The organism is Kitasatospora sp. NPDC094019 (assembly GCF_044764505.1).
GTDB lineage: Bacteria > Actinomycetota > Actinomycetes > Streptomycetales > Streptomycetaceae > Kitasatospora.
In genome coordinates this window covers 81,399-97,338 of sequence record NZ_JBIWIF010000004.1, presented here as the reverse complement: position 1 = coordinate 97,338, position 15,940 = coordinate 81,399, and the positions used below count along the sequence as shown (strand labels likewise).

At 75.1% G+C, this 15,940-nt stretch carries 15 protein-coding genes and 1 riboswitch; of the genes, 6 read left to right on the top strand and 9 right to left on the bottom strand.

All coding sequences use genetic code 11. The annotated features are described in order from the left end of the window. Both ACIQ9P_RS10575 and ACIQ9P_RS10570 read left to right on the top strand, forming a co-directional pair. Complete coding sequence (locus tag ACIQ9P_RS10575; protein WP_402353890.1) at positions 1-1,401, top strand: dihydrolipoamide acetyltransferase family protein; 1,401 nt, start codon at positions 1-3, stop codon at positions 1,399-1,401. A 231-nt stretch (positions 1,402-1,632) separates the two neighbouring features. Beyond that, positions 1,633-3,519 carry a globin domain-containing protein gene (locus ACIQ9P_RS10570; RefSeq protein ID WP_402352966.1) on the top strand — a complete coding sequence of 629 codons (1,887 nt, stop codon included), beginning with the start codon at positions 1,633-1,635 and terminating at the stop codon, positions 3,517-3,519. A gap of 19 nt (positions 3,520-3,538) precedes the next feature. On the opposite strand, the gene ACIQ9P_RS10565 is transcribed toward ACIQ9P_RS10570, so the two are convergent. Beyond that, positions 3,539-4,066, bottom strand: coding sequence for an NUDIX domain-containing protein (locus ACIQ9P_RS10565; RefSeq protein WP_402352964.1), 528 nt, complete (start codon positions 4,064-4,066; stop codon positions 3,539-3,541). Positions 4,067-4,248: 182 nt separating this feature from the next. Beyond that, a complete protein-coding gene (locus ACIQ9P_RS10560) occupies positions 4,249-4,623 on the bottom strand; it encodes a phage holin family protein (RefSeq protein WP_402352961.1) in 375 nt (124 codons plus the stop codon). A gap of 114 nt (positions 4,624-4,737) precedes the next feature. Between ACIQ9P_RS10560 and ACIQ9P_RS10555 the strand changes: the two genes are divergently transcribed. From ACIQ9P_RS10555 to ACIQ9P_RS10545, 3 genes are all read left to right on the top strand, one after another. Continuing rightward, entirely contained in the window at positions 4,738-5,055 is a 318-nt protein-coding gene (locus ACIQ9P_RS10555; RefSeq protein WP_402352958.1) for a cupin domain-containing protein, read from the top strand. A gap of 57 nt (positions 5,056-5,112) precedes the next feature. Continuing rightward, positions 5,113-5,781, top strand: a complete 669-nt coding sequence (gene tenA / locus ACIQ9P_RS10550) for a thiaminase II (RefSeq protein WP_320438441.1) — start codon at positions 5,113-5,115, stop codon at positions 5,779-5,781. A 259-nt stretch (positions 5,782-6,040) separates the two neighbouring features. Then, positions 6,041-6,241, top strand: a complete 201-nt coding sequence (locus tag ACIQ9P_RS10545) for a DUF5326 family protein (protein ID WP_030305494.1) — start codon at positions 6,041-6,043, stop codon at positions 6,239-6,241. Between the two features lie 90 nt (positions 6,242-6,331). On the opposite strand, the gene ACIQ9P_RS10540 is transcribed toward ACIQ9P_RS10545, so the two are convergent. From ACIQ9P_RS10540 to ACIQ9P_RS10510, 7 genes are all read right to left on the bottom strand, one after another. Continuing rightward, entirely contained in the window at positions 6,332-7,288 is a 957-nt protein-coding gene (locus ACIQ9P_RS10540; RefSeq protein WP_402352954.1) for an NAD-dependent epimerase/dehydratase family protein, read from the bottom strand. Continuing rightward, a complete protein-coding gene (locus tag ACIQ9P_RS10535) occupies positions 7,279-8,460 on the bottom strand; it encodes a cytochrome P450 (protein ID WP_402352951.1) in 1,182 nt (393 codons plus the stop codon). The genes ACIQ9P_RS10540 and ACIQ9P_RS10535 overlap by 10 nt, the downstream gene beginning before the upstream one ends. Further along, positions 8,457-9,944 (bottom strand): class I adenylate-forming enzyme family protein, encoded by a 1,488-nt coding sequence (locus ACIQ9P_RS10530; RefSeq protein ID WP_402352948.1) that lies wholly within the window; start codon positions 9,942-9,944, stop codon positions 8,457-8,459. Before ACIQ9P_RS10530 ends, ACIQ9P_RS10535 begins: the two co-directional genes overlap by 4 nt. A 94-nt stretch (positions 9,945-10,038) precedes the next feature. Next, a complete protein-coding gene (locus tag ACIQ9P_RS10525) occupies positions 10,039-10,779 on the bottom strand; it encodes a glycosyltransferase family A protein (RefSeq protein WP_402352945.1) in 741 nt (246 codons plus the stop codon). Beyond that, positions 10,776-11,789 carry a 3-oxoacyl-ACP synthase III family protein gene (locus ACIQ9P_RS10520; RefSeq protein WP_402352942.1) on the bottom strand — a complete coding sequence of 338 codons (1,014 nt, stop codon included), beginning with the start codon at positions 11,787-11,789 and terminating at the stop codon, positions 10,776-10,778. Before ACIQ9P_RS10520 ends, ACIQ9P_RS10525 begins: the two co-directional genes overlap by 4 nt. An 81-nt stretch (positions 11,790-11,870) precedes the next feature. Continuing rightward, entirely contained in the window at positions 11,871-13,436 is a 1,566-nt protein-coding gene (locus ACIQ9P_RS10515) for an SPFH domain-containing protein (RefSeq protein ID WP_402352939.1), read from the bottom strand. A gap of 125 nt (positions 13,437-13,561) precedes the next feature. Further along, a complete protein-coding gene (locus ACIQ9P_RS10510) occupies positions 13,562-13,768 on the bottom strand; it encodes a hypothetical protein (protein ID WP_402352937.1) in 207 nt (68 codons plus the stop codon). Between the two features lie 164 nt (positions 13,769-13,932). After that, a riboswitch (TPP riboswitch) is annotated at positions 13,933-14,067 on the top strand. Between the two features lie 55 nt (positions 14,068-14,122). Between ACIQ9P_RS10510 and thiC the strand changes: the two genes are divergently transcribed. Then, positions 14,123-15,895: a phosphomethylpyrimidine synthase ThiC gene (thiC, locus tag ACIQ9P_RS10505; RefSeq protein ID WP_402353887.1), complete on the top strand. Its 1,773-nt coding sequence runs from the start codon at positions 14,123-14,125 to the stop codon at positions 15,893-15,895. The last annotated feature ends 45 nt before the right edge of the window (positions 15,896-15,940 follow it).

The window sequence follows — 15,940 nt, the reverse complement described above, 5'->3', positions numbered from 1 at the left end:
ATGCCCGTCGTGCGCGAGTTCACCCTGCCCGACCTCGGTGAGGGGCTCACCGAGGCGGAGGTCGTGCGCTGGCTGGTCGAGGTCGGCGAGGTGATCGCGATCGACCAGCCGGTGGTGGAGGTGGAGACCGCCAAGGCGGTGGTCGAGGTGCCCTGTCCCTACGGCGGGGTGGTCACCGCGTTGTTCGGCGTGGTCGGTGAGGAGGTCCTGGTCGGCGCGCCGCTGGTGACGGTCGCGGTGTCGCCGGGCGAGGGTGAGCGGCCGCTGGCGGCGGTGCCGGTGGTGGAGCGGGCGGCGGCCGTGGAACGGCCGCTGGTCGGGTACGGGGTCGCCGAGCCGGACCGGGGCGGGCGACGGCGCCGGGTCGGGGGCGGCGGGGCTCCGGCTCCGGTGACCCGGGCTCCGGCACCGGTCGCCGCTCCGGTGCCGGTGGCTCCTGCGGCCGCGGTGGCCGCTCCGGTGCCGGTGGCCGCGGTGGCTTCGGTCGTCGCGGGCGGTGTGCCCGCGGTGATCTCGCCGCTGGTGCGGCGGCTGGCGCGGGAACAGGGCGTGGAGCTGGCGGCGGTCGCGGGCAGCGGCCCGGACGGCCTGATCATGCGGGCGGACGTCGAACGGGCGGTCGCCGCCAAGGTCGCCGCGTCGCCCGCCACTGCGGCCGCCCCGGCCACCGTGTCGGCGGGTTCGGCGGGTCCGGCGGCGGTGCCCTCCGGCGCCGGCACGGTCGTCCCGCTGCGCGGGCTGCGCAAGGCGGTGGCCGAGAAGCTCGGCCGCAGCCACCGGGAGATCCCCGCCGCGACCTGCTGGGTGGACGCCGACGCCACCGAACTGATGGCGCTGCGGCGGCAGTTGAATGCCGTGCCGGGGCCGAAGGTGAGCGTGCTGGCGCTGCTCGCCCGGATCTGCGCGGTCGGGCTGGAGCGCTTTCCGGATCTCAACTCCAGCGTGACCGAGGACGGTTCGGGGATCCTGCGGCACTCCGCGGTGCACCTGGGGTTCGCCGCGCAGGGCGAGCGCGGTCTCGTCGTCCCGGTGGTGCGGGACGCGCAGCGCCTCACCACCGAGCAACTCGGCGAGGAACTGGGCCGGTTGACCGAGGCGGCGCGAACCGGGGCGATCGCCCCGGCCGAGCTGACCGGCGGCACGTTCACCCTCAACAACTACGGGGTGTTCGGCGTGGACGGCTCCACCCCGATCCTCAACCACCCGGAGGCGGCGATGCTCGGGGTGGGCCGGATCACCGCCAAACCCTGGGTCCACCAGGGCGAGTTGGCGGTCCGTGAGGTGACCCAGCTGTCGTTCACCTTCGACCACCGGGTCTGCGACGGCGGTACCGCGGGCGGGTTCCTGCGGTTCGTCGCGGACTGTGTCGAGCAGCCGGGCGTACTGCTGCGGCGGCTCTGAGCCGGCGTTCCGGCCGGCGACCCCGATCGCCCTGGGTGGTGGAACCGACACCCAGGGCGAGCGCGGCGGGGAGAGTAGCGCGTCCGGGGGGCGGGTGTCCGGGCTTCACGCTATTTGTCGGATGAGCACTTCGGGCATGCCACGCTTCCTGGGCGTCAACAGAGACAAGCCAGGTGGTGGCGTAGGCCGGCCGGAGGCGAAACGATTCTCTTGGGTACTCGAAACGTTGCGGTGAAGTCCCGCAGAACACTTCTGGTCCGTACCGGGCACGGCTCGGTGGCGGCCTCGGCCGTGCCCGGCCTGTCCGAGACCGCGCCGGACACCGGGGCGGACGCCGTGCCGGACGCCGTGCCGGACGCCGGGACGGACGCGCAGGGGGCGGCGGCCGGGGTGGGCCCGACGGCGGGCCCGACGGCGGACGCGGTGGCGGACGTCGTACCGCCCGCGCCGCCGGCCTCGCCGGACCTGCCGCCGGTGTTCGCACCGCCGGTGTTCGGGCCGGTGGAGCCCGGGCCTCTGGTGCCCTGGCCGGTAGTGGCCGGTCCGCCCGTCGCCGGTCCGCCCGTGACCGGGCCGGTACTGCCGGAGCCGATCGCGACCGGGCCGGTCCGGCCCGTGGTGCCGCTGCAGTCCGTCCGGCCGCTGCCGCCGGAGCCGCCGGCCGCGCCCCCCGTCGTCCCGCCGGCGCCGGTCGTCCCGCCCCGGCCCGCGGAACCGCCCGCCGTCCCGGCCCCGCCCGCGGCGGCGACCGGCGGCCCCGTGATCGAGCCGCTGTTCACCAGCGCACCCGGTCTCAACTGGGCCGGACCCGGCGACCAGTGGTCCCGCGCGTGGGCGCTGCGCACCCTCGACGGGGCCGCGCCACCGGCGGAGGCCGCGCCACCGGACGGGACCGCGTCGCGGGCCTGTGGTCCGGCCCTGTCGCCCGCCGCGGCGCCCGATCCCCGGGCCGCCGCCGAACTGCCGCCCACGGCAAGGGACATCGAGCTGATCCGGACCAGCCTGGCCGTGGTCGAGCCGGTCGCGGACCGGGCCACCGCGCACTTCTACGCGCTGATCTTCCTCGGCCACCCCGAGATCAGGGCGCTCTTCCCGGCCGCCATGGACGTCCAGCGCGACCGGCTGTTCCGCGCCCTGCTGACGGCCGCCCGCGGCGCCGGCGACCCGGAGGGCCTGCGGGCCCACCTGGGCGCGCTGGGCCGGGGCCACCGCCGCTACGGCACACTGACCGGCCACTACGGACCCGTCGGCGAGTGCCTGGTGGCCGCGCTGGCCAAGTACGCGGGCAGCCGGTGGAACGCCGAGACCGAACTGGCCTGGCGACGGGTGTACCGGCTGGTCTCGTCGATCATGATCGAGGCTTCCGAGGAGGCCGCCCGCACCTCGCCGGCCTGGTGGCAGGGCGAAGTGGTGGCGCACGAGCGCCGGACGCCCGACGTCGCGGTGATCACCGTCCGCCCGGACCAGGCGTACCCCTACCGCGCCGGGCAGTACACCAGCCTGGAGACGCCCTGGTGGCCCCGGGTCTGGCGGCACTTCTCGTTCGCCTCCGCGCCCCGGCCGGACGGCCTGCTGACCTTCCACGTCAAGGCGGTGCAGGCGGGCTGGGTGAGCAACGCGCTGGTGCACCGGGCCGCGCCCGGGGACCTGCTGCGGCTCGGCCCGGCGGTCGGTGGAATGACCCTCGACGACACCGACCACGGAGACCTGCTGCTGGTGGGCGGCGGCACCGGGATCGCGCCGCTGCGGGCCCTGGTCGAGGAGGTCGCCGGGCGCGGCGCCGGGGGCCGCTCGGTGGAGGTGTTCCACGGCGCGCGTACCCCCGCCGAGCTGTACGACCTGGCGGCGCTGCGGGAGTTGGCGCAGCGGCACCACTGGCTGACCGTGCGCGCGGTGCTGTCCGGCCCCGGCGCCGGGACGGCGGAGGCCGCCGCCGCGGGCCTGCTCGCGGGCGAACTCCCGGAGGCCGTCGCCCGCTTCGGGCCCTGGACCGGACGGACGGCCTACCTGTCCGGCCCGCCCGCGATGGTCCGGCGGGCGAGCGGGGTGCTGCTGCGGGCCGGGTTGCCGGCCGAGCGGATCCGGCACGACCTGGTCGGTGACCTGGCCGCGCCGTGAACCGCGCCGCCGGGCGGGGTCAGCCGAGATCGGGCGCCAGCAGGGCGCGGACGCCCTCGATGTTCGCGGCCAGGTAGGCCCGCAGGGCGGGCGGCACCACATTGACCGAGGTCACGCCCTCGCGGGTGAACGGGACCCGCACCACCTCGTAGGCGCCGTTGGGTTCGTCCACCTCGGGCCCGTGCCGGCGGTCGAGGTCCATCGAGGCGAGCCGGCAGACGAAGAAGTGCTGCACCTTGACCCCGTGCGGGTGGAGCAGGCTGCCGTCGTCGTGGTGGGTGTGGCTGATGGTGTCCACGAAGGCGGGGACCACGTCGACGACCTTGCCGCCGAGCTCCTCGTCCACCTCGCGGTGCAGGGCCTCGACCACGGTGCGGTCGCTCCGCTCGACACCCCCGCCGGGCGTGATCCAGTACGGGTGCGGGGAGCCGGGGCGGGTGCGCCTGATCAGGATCAGCGAGGCCGTGCCGTACGGGTCGTTCGGGTCCACCTCCAGCACGATCGCCCGGGCGGTGCGCTTGACGACGGGGCGGGGCGGGGTGCGCATGGCGACCTCCGGGGCTGGAGCGTTGTGCGGGAGTCTCCCGCAGCCCGGACCGGCCGAAACGCGCCCCGCCCCGGTTGCGGCCGTCCGGGCCGTGCGGGCCGGGGCGGGGCGTGCGGGGCGGGGCGGGGTGGTGAGCGCGTGCCGGGCGGCGGCGCCGGCACGCGGGGCGGTGGCGTTCGCGCTCAGTCGTCGTCGAGGGCGAGGCTCAGTCCCCAGGACACCAGGCTGATGATCAGCGCGCCGAACAGCGCGGCCCAGAAGCCGTCGACCTTGAAGTCGAGGTCGAGCTTGTCCGAGGCCCACGAGGTGAGCCACAGCATCAGCGCGTTGACCACGAAGGTGAACAGGCCGAGGGTCAGGATGAACAGGGGGAGGGAGAACAGCTGCACCACCGGCTTGATCAGCCAGTTGACCACGCCGAAGACCAGTGCCACGGCGATCACCGTGAGCGTCTTGTGCTTCCAGTCGTCCCCGGTGAGCGAGATCGCGGGGACGATCCAGGCGGCGACCCAGATGGCCGCCGCGTTGATCAGTGTCTTGATGACGAAACCCTTCATGGGGCCAGCGTCCCAGGTCGGTCAAGGGGTGACGGTGCTCCGGGCAGCGCGGTGGTGTCGCGGTGGTGTTGAATGCCGGTGGTTCGAGGTCCGTACGAGAAGGGGTGCTCCCCGATGAAGCTGTTCCGGCTGGACCGTCTGGACGCCGAGCGTGCCGCCAACGACGGGGCGTACCTGCGCTTCCTGCGGGAGCCCCGGATGTCGGCCGGCCTCTACGCGCTCGCCCCCGGCGACACCGACACCCAGACCGCGCACGACCAGGACGAGATCTACCAGGTGATCAGCGGCCGGGCCGAGCTGACGGTCGGGGACGAGACCGCCACCGTCGGCCGGGGCACCGTCGTCCACGTGCCGGCCGGCACCCCGCACCGCTTCCACCACATCACCGAGGAACTGCGGGTACTGGTGGTGTTCTCCCCGCCGGAGGACTGAACCGGGAGCGGAGCGGGGCCGGGTCGGGCTGTTCGGACGGCCGGTTAGGGTCGGGACATGAGCCTGAGCCTGACGGAAGAACTCTGGGCGGCGATCGAGCCGGTCTACGCCGAGATCCTCGATCACCCCTTCATCGCCGGTCTCACCGACGGCACCCTGCCGAGGGAGGCGTTCCGCCACTTCGTCGTGCAGGACTCGCACTACCTGCGCGACTACGCCCGCGCGCTGGCCGTCTGCGCGGCCAGGGCCCCCGGCGAGGAGGAGGTGCGGGCCTTCGCGGACGACGCGATCGGCGCGCTGGCCGCCGAGCAGGGCATGCACGCCGAGTTCCTCGACGCCTTCGGCGACACCGCCGAGGAGGCCGCCGCCGAACCGGTGCTGCCGACCACCCGCGCCTACACCAGCTACCTGCTCGCCACGGTCTACGGCGGCTCCTTCGCGGAGGCGGTCGGCGCCGTGCTGCCCTGCTACTGGATCTACGCCCGGGTCGGCGAGCGACTGCTCGCCGAGGGCTCCCCCGACCCGCTCTACGCGAAGTGGATCGCCACCTACGGCGACGAGGCGTTCCAGTCGGTGGTGCGGCGGGTGCTGGCGCTCACCGACCGACTCGGCGAGGAGATCTCCCCCACCGAGCGGCGCCGGGTGGTCGAGCACTTCGTCACCACCTCCCGGTACGAGTGGATGTTCTGGGACGCCGCCTGGCGCCGGGAGTCCTGGCCGGTCTGAGGCCGGGGACGGCGGGCCGCCGGGCCGCCGCCGGGAGTGCGGCGTGGGTGTCGCGGGGGCCCGGTCGACGCTTCGTGGGGGTCGTTCCCCGAGGTCGGGGCCGGGTTCACCCGGGGTTCGGGCTCGGGGTGATCTCCGGGTTCTCTCGGGGCCGTTGGCCCTCGTTCCGCCACTCCGGCCGCCGTACGATCGAATTACGAAAGCGAGCGGGATGCGGCACCGGACGGCAGCCGACCCCCCGGGGAGAGAAGGAACGGACATGGCTGAGCTCTGGAAGTCGCTGCCCTCGTGGGTGCGGAACATCGTGGTCCCGGTGCTGGTGCTGATCCTGGCGTGGAACCTGCTGATGTTCGTCTTCGGTGTGGTCGGCGCGCTGCTGGCCTTCGCCGTCAAGGCGCTGGTGGTGGTGGGTATCGCCGCCGCCGTGGTGATCCTGGTGAAGAAGGCCGCGAGGAACTAGTGCCTGAACCCGCTCCGACGCCCGCGTCCCCTTCCGGGGGCGCGGGCGTCGGGCGTTCACGGGCGGCTCGCGGTCATCGGCGTCCTGCCGTCATGGGTGCCGGGCGGGCACCGGTGCCGGGCCTTCCACGGGCGGGGCGGTCCCGGTGGCGGTCTCACGGAGGAACGCGTCGAGGTCCCGGTGCGGCCGCCAGCCCTGCGTGCGGGCGCGGGTGAGGTCCAGCACGACGTCGCGGGAGAGCTGGTCCACCGCGTAGGGGGTCAGGCCGGGCAGCCGCCCGGAGCGGGCGGCCAGCCGGGCCAGCGGGGCCGGCACATGGTGGATCCGGACGGTCACGCCGTACGCGGCCAGCACCGCGCGGACCGCCTCGTCACGCCGGTAGGGGCGGGCGTCGGCGATGTTGTAGGCGACCGGCGTCCACGGGCGGTCGCCGGTGCGTCCGGCGCCGACCGCGGACAGACAGGCGTCGGCCAGGTTCTGCACCGCCGTGAGGCTGAGCCGGACGTCGTCGCCGGGCAGCAGCAACCGGCCCCGCCGGACCCGCTCCAGCAGCCGGGGCACCAGATGCGGGTCACCGGCCCCGTACACCGCGCGCGGGCGCAGCACCACGGCGCCCGCCGCGAGGGCGAGCCGCTCCCCGGCGGCCTTGCTGCGCCCGTACGCGTTGAGCTGGCCGTCCTCGGTGGGGTGGTCCTCGTCGACGGATCCCCGGTCGGCCCTCGGGTCGTAGACGCTGGCGCTGGAGACCCAGACCAGCGGGCGGTCCCCGGCGGCCCGCAGCAGCCGCTCGGTCCCGGTGACGTTGACGGCGTGCTGGGCGGCCTCGGCCCCGGTGCCCCGGGGCAGGTCGGCGACGGCCGCGGCGCAGTGCACGATCGCGTCGGCGCCGGTGAGGTCGGGTTCCCCGACGGTGGCGTCCCAGGGGACGTGGCTGCCGGCCGGTCCGGGCCGGCGGCCGTGGCAGAGCACCTCGTGGCCGGCGGCGACGGCGGCCCGGACGACGTGGGAGCCGCAGAAACCGCTCGCTCCGGTGACGGCTATCCGCATCGGGTCTCCTCGGTGGGGTGCGGTCGGGCCGGGTGCGGTCGGGCGGCGTCCGGTCCGGTCCGGGCGGGGGTGCGGGTGGCGCGCAGGGTGAGTTCGGCCCAGCCGGGCAGTGCGGCACGCCGGTCCGCCCGGGCCCGGACGACCACCGGCCGGTACGGCGCGAGCGCGAGCAGCAGTTCGGCGAGCAGCGCGCGGGCCATCCCGGCACCGGGGCAGGCGTGCGGGCCGGCGCCGAACACCGCCTGGGCGGCGGCGGGCCCGGGGGAGGGCGCGGACCGGTGCGCCCCGGCGGCGTGCCGGGCGACCAGGACCAGCCGGTCCCCGGCCCGGATCCGCCGTCCGGCCAGCACGGCATCGGCGGCGGCCACCCGGGGGAGCAGCGGCGAGGGCGCGGTGAGCCGGAGCAGTTCGGCGGCCAGCGCCGGTGCGCCGACGGCGTCGATCGAGGCCCAGAGCCCGGCGTCCGCGCACCAGGCGGCGGCCCGGGGGAGCGCGGCGACGCCGGTGTTGACGGCGGCGACCGCGACCATGGCGGCCCGGGGGTCGGGCAGCAGCGCGGCGAGTTCGGCGGCCCGGGCGGCGGCCGTGCGGGCCGTGCCGGGGGGCCGGGGACCGGGCAGGTGGTCGCGGGCGGCGGCCGCGGCGGCCGCGGCGGCGGATCCGGCGAGGGCGGTCGGGCAGGCTGCCGACCCCGTCAACGCGGCGGCGGTGACTCCGGCCAATTCCCGCGCGAGTGGCACGAGTTCGAGGTCGCGGGTCGCCAGTGCCGGGATCCGCGCGGTGAGCACCGCCTGCCAGGACGGACGGAGCCGGTCGACGGCCGAGGCGTCGAGGTCGGCCGCCGACGCGCGCCGGGCGGAACGGTGTTCGGCGCCTTCCTGGTCGAACAGGACTCCGCCGGAGGTGAGTTCGGCGGCGGCGCCGCCGGTGGTGCCGGGGGCGGTGCGGTCCAGCGGGATCCGGGTGAGCGCGGTGCGGTAGGCGTCGGCGTCGTGCACCAGCACGGTCCGGCCGAGCCGGACGACCGGGCGGTGGCGGGTGGCGGCGAGCAGCGCGAACAGCAGTGGGTGGCTGCGCAGGTAGACCCGGCGGTCCCGGCGGCGGGCGGCCCGGTGCGCGGCGGGCTCCGGCGGGCTGTCCGTCCGCTCCCCCGTGTGTGTGTCCGCGCTCATCCGGCCAGCTCCCGGGCACACCGGGCGGACGCCGCCGCGCGGTCCGGCTTGCGGGAGCGCCCGGCCAGCGGCACCCGGCCGAACAGCACCGCGTCCGGGCGGGCCGAGCCCATCCGCGCCAGTGGCCCGGCCAGCGCGGCGCGCAGCTGTCGCGGGTCGGTGCCGGGCGTCGGCTGGACCAGGGCGACCAGCCGTTCGTCACCGTCCCCGTCCGGGACGCCGACCAGCACCGCGAGTTCGACGCCCGGCAGATGCAGGGCCGGTTCGTAGAGGCCGGGATAGATGTTCTCGGCGCGGCGCAGCACCATGTCCTTGAGCCGCCCGCCGAGCACGATCCGGCCGTCCGGGTCGAGCGTGGCGAGGTCGCCGGTGCGCACCCAGGGGTCGGGCTCCTCGCCGAGGTAGCGGTGCCGGGCGCCCGGGCCGCCGAGCAGCAGTTCGCCGTCGGGTGCGAGTGCGGTGCGCACGTCCGGCAGTGGTGCGCCGACCAGGTCGCCCGGTCCGGTCCAGGCGCTCTTCTCGGCCTCCTCGACGGCGGCCGCCGGGAACAGCTCGGTGAGCGCGTAGACGCCCCAGGCCCGTTCCGCCCCGGCCTGCTTGACCCGGCGGAGCAGGGTCGCGTCGGCGGGCGCCGAGCCGGTCCAGACCCGGCCGGTGAACCGGGCGCCGGCGCCGAGCGCGGCGCGCAGCTGCGGCGGGGTGAGGTAGGTGTGGGCCGGGGCGAGCCGGGAGAGCTGACGGGCCAGCGCGGACGGTTCGCGGGCGGGCAGGGCGACCGCGGCGCCGGCGCTCAGCGCGGGGACGAGCACGAAGAAGGTGCCGCCGAGGACTACGGAGCCGGGGCGCGGGTCGACCAGTTCGCCGACGGTGCGCAGACCGGCGGCCAGGCCGCTCCGGGAGTGCACCACGGCGCGCGGGCTCGCGGTGGTGCCGGAGGTGAAGACGATGACGGCGTCGCCGTCGCGCGCGGGCGCGGCGGAGCCGGGGATGCTCGGCACCGAGGCGCCGAACCGGCCGACCCGGAGCCGGGGCGCGCAGCCGGGCAGCCGGCGGCCGAGGGTGGCGACCGGGCCGAGCAGGTCCAGCGGGGGCAGCGCGAGGTCGGCGCGGCGGGCCAGCGGCCGGGCCCAGCCGGCCACGGCCTGGGCGGCGGCGTCGGCGAGGACCAGGTCGGGGCGGGCCAGCGCGAGCCGGGCGGCCAGGACGTCCGGGCCCGCGGTGGGGTCGAGGACGGCGATCCGCAGGTCGAGCCGGTGCGCGGCGAGCATGACGGCGAGCGCGCGCGGGCCGGGGCGCAGGGCGAGACCGAGGGTGGTGTCCGCGCCGAGGCCGCGGGCGTTCAGGGCGACGGCGTAGGAGTCGGCGAGGGCGGCGAGTTCGCCGCGGCGGATCCGGACGCGGGTGCCGCCGAGCCGGGTGTGGGTCAGGACGGCGGGGCGGTCGGGGTGCCGGGTGCGCAGGTCGTGGGCGAGCCGGTCGAGCACGGGGTGTCCTCGGGTCGAGGTGGGTGACTTTGCAAGGTGGGCCGGGCCAGGGCCGGGGCCGGGGCCGAGGTGCCCGGAGCTCCGCGCCCCGCGGTCAGCGGATGTCGACGGGGCGGGTGCCGGCGCCGCGGTCGAGGTACCAGCGGGCGGTGCCGACCACCCCGTAGGCGCGGATCCGGCGGGTGGAGTTCTGCACCACCATGTCGCGGCGGCGGGTGATCGCGGTGGTGTGCCGTCGGACGCGGTTGATGAACAGCCGGTCGGTGGGCGAGGGCCGGCGCGGCATGCCGCCGACGGCGAGGTACAGCTCGGCGGTGATCGCCATGTTGTTGCCCGCGTGCATCCGGTACGGCGTGAGGTAGCCGTGCCGGCGGTGGTGCGCGGGCCGGATCCGGCCGAAGAACGCGCCGAGCGCGACCAGGACCAGGAAGACGGCACGCCCGGCCGCCCCGTGCTCGTCCCGGCGGGCGGTGACCCGGCCGCAGACCAGTCCGCCGCCGTCGATCAGGGCGGCCCGGGCGGCGGCGGTCCAGCCGGGGGCGGGCAGGCAGTCGGCGTCGGTGCGGGCGAGCAGGGTGGCACCGCGCGCGATGGCGTGCCGGAACGCGGTGTCGACCGCGGAGCCGACCCCCTTCTCCGGCTCGACCAGCACCTCGACCGGGAAGGGTGCCCGGGCGGCGAAGTCGCGGACGGCCTCGACGGTGCCGTCGGTGGAGCCGTTGTCGGCGACCAGCAGCGTGAACTCCCGGTCCCGCTGGGCGGCGAGGGCCTCCAGCGCGGCGGTGATCCTGGCCTCCTCCCGGTAGGCGGGGACGATCACCCAGAGCGCGGTCACGACGCCTCCCAGACCATCGTCATCAGGCTCGCTCCGCCGCCGAGGCCGAGCATCAGTACCTTGTCCCCTGGTTTCAACTCATCCTGTATTCGGTCGAGTTGGATACCGATCGTGGCGCTGGCGACATTGCCGAGCTCGGGCACGGTCACCACCAGCTTCTCCTCCGGCACGCCGGTGGCCTCCACGAAGCGCTCCAGGTACGGAACGGTCACCTGGTGCACCAGCACCCGGGCGTAGTCCGCCCAGCCGAGGCCGGTGCGGGCGGCCACCCGGTTCAGGATGTCCGGGCCGATCTTCTCGAAGACGCCGCGCAACTCCGTGCCGCCGCCGCGGAAGTAGCTGTACTCGTCGCCGCGCGGGTGGCGCGAGCCGCCGCCCGGAATGCCGCCGGTCGCCCAGTGCTCGGAGGCGGTCTCGGTCTCCACGTCGAGGATGCCGCCCCGTTCCACGGCCTCCACCACGACGGCGGCGCCCGCGTCGCCGAAGGTGTAGCCGGCGAAGCCCGCGCGGAACTCCTCCGCGCCGCCCGGGTCCCGCCGCATCGCCCGGCTGGGTGTCTCGCCGGTGACCACCAGGGCCCGCCGGGCCCGGCCGGCCAGGATCATCGAGCGGGCCAGGTCGATCCCGTTGAGGAAGCTGTTGCAGGCGTTACTGACATCCAACGCATGGGCGCGCGAGCCGAGTTCGTCCTGCACCAGATGCGCGGTGGCGGGTTCGGCGACGTCCCGGGTGGCGGAGGCGAAGAGCAGCAGGTCGATGTCCACCGGGTCCAGGCCGCGGCGGTCCAGGGCGCGCCGGGCGGCGCCGAGGGCGAGGGTGGAGGCGTACTCGCCGTCGGCGGCGAAGTGCCGGGTGACGATGCCGGTGGCCTTCTCCAAAGTCCGCTCCGGAAGGCGCAGCCGACCGCCGGCGGTGATCTCGTCCTGGAGCTGCCGGGAGGTCAGTCGGCGGGCGGGGAGCTGGGATCCGACGGCGGTGATGCCGATCCGCGCGGGAGCTGCTGGGTGCATGGGCCCATCGTGCTGCGGACGGGGCGGCGCCCGCCTGAGTACGGGTACTCAGGCGGGCGCCGCCGGGCTACTCGGACCGGGTCAGTCCCGTTCGGGCGCCTCCTTCCGGTCGCGGTCGGCGCCGCCGCGGGGGAGGAAGTCGGACGGTACGGCGTCCACCGGCACCGGGACGGAGACCGTCGCCGCCGCCGTCGGAGCGCTGGTGGCCGGAGTCCCGGTGGCCGGAGCGCCGGTGGCCGGATCCCCGGCCGTCGCGTCCCCGCCGACGGTGGACAGCAGCTGCCGGGCCAGTCCGAGCCCGGTGCCGCCCATCGCGAGCGCCTTGGCGAACATTTCGCCCATCCCGTCGGCGCCGTTGAGCAGCACCATGTGTTCCACATTGCCGAAGGACTCGGCCGCCGCCCGCACGATCTGCGGCCACTGCTCGGCCAACTCCTGTGCGACCACCGCCTCCTGGTTCTCGGCGAGGGCGGCGGCACGGGCCTTGATGCCCTCGGCCCGGGCCAGTGCGACGGCCCGGGCGGAGGCGGCGTCGGCGAGGCCGCGGGCCTCGACCGCGGACGCCTCGGCCCGGCCGGTGGCCGTGGTGGCCTCGGCCTGTGCCAGACCGCGGGCCCGGGTGGCGTCGGCGTCCGCCTCCGCCTCGATCCGGACCCGGTTGGCCTTGGCCGCCGCGGCCAGCTCGGTCTCCCTGGCCTGCGCCTGGGCGGCGGAGATCCGGGCGTCGCGGTCCGCGTCGGCGCTGGTGCGGGTGTCGTAGGCGCGGGCGTCGGCGGGCTTGCGCACGTCGATCTGGAGCTGCTGCTCCTTGCGCTGGGCCTCCAGTTCGGCGACCCGGGTCTCCTGAACCACCACCTCCTGGCGGGAGGCGGCCTCGGCGAGCGGTCCGGCCTGCCGGGCGCGGGCCGTCGCGGTGTCCATCTCGGCCTGGTAGGCGGACTGCTGGATCTCGCTGTCCCTGGTCGCCTCGGCCTTGCGGGCGGCGGCCTCCTGCTCGGCCTCGGTGGCCATCCGGTCGGCCTGGGCCTGGGCGATCCGGGCGTCCCGCTGGACGGCGGCGGCGTGCGGGATGGCGAGGTTCTTGATGTAGCCGGTCGGGTCGATGATCTCCTGGATCTGCAGGGTGTCGATGATCAGCCCGAGCTTCTCCATCTCCAGCCCGGAGGCGGCCCGGGTCTCGCCGGTGAGCCGCTCGCGGTCGCGGATCATGTCCTCGACGGTGAGGCCGCCGACGATCGACCGCAGGTGTCCGGCGAAGACGTTGTGGACGCGCTGGCTGATCAGTTTCTGCTGGTCCAGGAAGCGGCGGGCGGCGTTCGCGATGGAGACGTCGTCGTCGCCGACCTTGAAGATCACCACGCCCTTGACCCGGACCGGGATGCCCTGCGTGGTGACGCACTCGACGTTCAGTTCGGCCTCGTTGAGGTCCAGCGAGAGCCGCCGGACGCCCTGGAGACCGGGGGTGACGAGGGTCCCCCGGCCGGTGACGATCCGGAAACCCAGCCCGTCACCGACCCCCTCGGTGCGGTGGCGGGAACCGGAGATGATGAGTGCCTCGTTCGGCTCGGCCACCCGCCACATGAGCTTGAAGAGCGTGATCCCGACCACCACGGCCGCGGCGACTGCCCCGACGATGACGTATCCCATGGTTCAACTCCCCCTTCCGGCGCAGGAGATGCGCCGAAATGGATTGTCCGCCCGGGCTGTCCGCGGGGAAAGGGAACTGACCTGACGCACCGTCACAAGATCGTCACGGGAAGGTCCGCGGATCGTCACGGACCGAGCGGCGCCACGTAGACGGTCCGCGGCGGCTGGTAGTCGATCACCACCACCGGCGTGCCCACCACCAGCCGGTCCCCGGGAACGGCGAGGTAGGCGAGGAACGCCTCGGCGCCCCGGCGCTCCGGGACGTGCACCATCACCTCGCCGACCAGCCCGGCACCCACCGCTCCGGTGACCCGCCCCGTGCTCCCGACCACGTCGGCCTCCCTCGACTCGTCAGCTCCGAAGCCAGTCTGCCCCCCGGGAGGCGTCCGCGCCCCACCGTTCACCCGCCGGACCTCGCCGTTCTCCCGCGAGGACCCCCTCTGGACCTCCGGCGGTCGGCTCGCTACGGTGTTGGACGTCATGCGCGGGCAACACCGCCTGCGGACGCGGGAGCTCGGAGCACCGGGCTGAGAGGGCGCTGAACGGGACGTCGGACGACGGACCGGAGGCTGCGTCGACCGCAGGAACCTGACCGGGTAATGCCGGCGTAGGGAGTTGAAGGTCCGTTGACCACCTTTGAGGCACAGCCGCAGTCTGCCCAGTCCCCGTCCGCGCACGGCACCGCCGTGACCAGCGCCGGCACCGGCTACCCCACCCCCGCCTGGCGCAAGGCCCACCGCGAGGGGTCCCGCCCCGACCTGCGCGTGCCGTACCGCGAGGTCGTGCTCACCAACGGGAAGAGCATTCCGCTCTACGACACCTCCGGGCCGTACACCGACCCGGCCTACGAGCCCGACGTCCGGCGCGGGCTGCCCGCGCTGCGGGACGCCTGGATCCGCCAGCGCGGCGACGTCGAGGAGTACGACGGCCGCGAGGCGCGCCCCGAGGACGACGGCATCAAGCACACCTCGCCGCGCGGCGGGAACCTCCGCAACCTGGACGCGGTGTTCCCCGGCCGCCCGCGCCGTCCGCTGCGCGGCCGCGACGGCGTCGCGGTCACCCAGCTCGGCTACGCCAGGCGCGGCATCGTGACCCCCGAGATGGAGTTCGTCGCCCTGCGCGAGGGCCTGGCGCCCGAGTACGTCCGGGACGAGGTGGCCCGCGGCCGCGCCGTCATCCCGGTCAACGTGAACCACCCCGAGGTCGAGCCGTCGATCATCGGCACCAACTTCCTGGTGAAGATCAACGCCAACATCGGCAACTCCGCCGTCACCTCCTCGATCGAGGAGGAGGTGGAGAAGATGACCTGGGCCACCCGCTGGGGCGCCGACACCGTCATGGACCTCTCCACCGGCCGCAACATCCACACCACCCGCGAGTGGATCCTGCGCAACTCCCCCGTGCCGATCGGCACCGTGCCGCTCTACCAGGCGCTGGAGAAGGTCGACGGCCGGGCCGAGGACCTGAGCTGGGAGGTCTACCGGGACACGATCGTCGAGCAGTGCGAGCAGGGCGTCGACTACATGACCGTGCACGCGGGCGTGCTGCTGCGCTACGTGCCGCTGACCGCCCGCCGCAAGACCGGCATCGTCTCCCGGGGCGGCTCGATCATGGCCGCCTGGTGCCTGGCGCACCATCAGGAGAACTTCCTCTACACCAACTTCGAGGAACTCTGCGACATCCTCGCGCGCTACGACGTCACCTTCTCGCTCGGTGACGGCCTGCGTCCCGGCTCGATCGCGGACGCCAACGACGAGGCGCAGTTCGCGGAGCTGCAGACCCTGGGCGAGCTGGGCCGGATCGCCCGCGCCAGGGACGTCCAGGTGATGATCGAGGGCCCGGGACACGTCCCGATGCACAAGATCAAGGAGAACATGGATCTCCAGAAGGAGATCTGCGACGAGGCGCCGTTCTACACCCTCGGCCCGCTGACCACGGACGTCGCGCCCGGCTACGACCACATCACCTCGGGCATCGGCGCCGCGATGATCGCCTGGTGGGGCACCGCGATGCTCTGCTACGTCACCCCCAAGGAGCACCTCGGCCTGCCCAACCGGGACGACGTGAAGACCGGCGTCATCACCTACAAGATCGCCGCCCACGCCGCCGACCTGGCCAAGGGCCACCCCGGCGCCCAGGCGTGGGACGACGCGCTCTCCGACGCCCGGTTCGAGTTCCGCTGGGAGGACCAGTTCAACCTGGCCCTCGACCCGGAGACGGCCCGCGCGTTCCACGACGAGACCCTGCCCGCCGAGCCCGCGAAGACGGCCCACTTCTGCTCCATGTGCGGCCCGAAGTTCTGCTCGATGAAGATCTCCCAGAAGATCCGCGACGAGCACGGCGACGGGTCGACGGCGGTCGAGTCCGGGTACGGCGCCGACGCCCTGGCCGGGATGGCCGAGAAGTCGGCGGAGTTCGCGGCCCAGGGCAACCGGGTGTACCTGCCGCTGGCGGACTGAGCGGGTCCACCGGAGCGGCGGGGTCGCCCCGCGACCCGTGGGGGG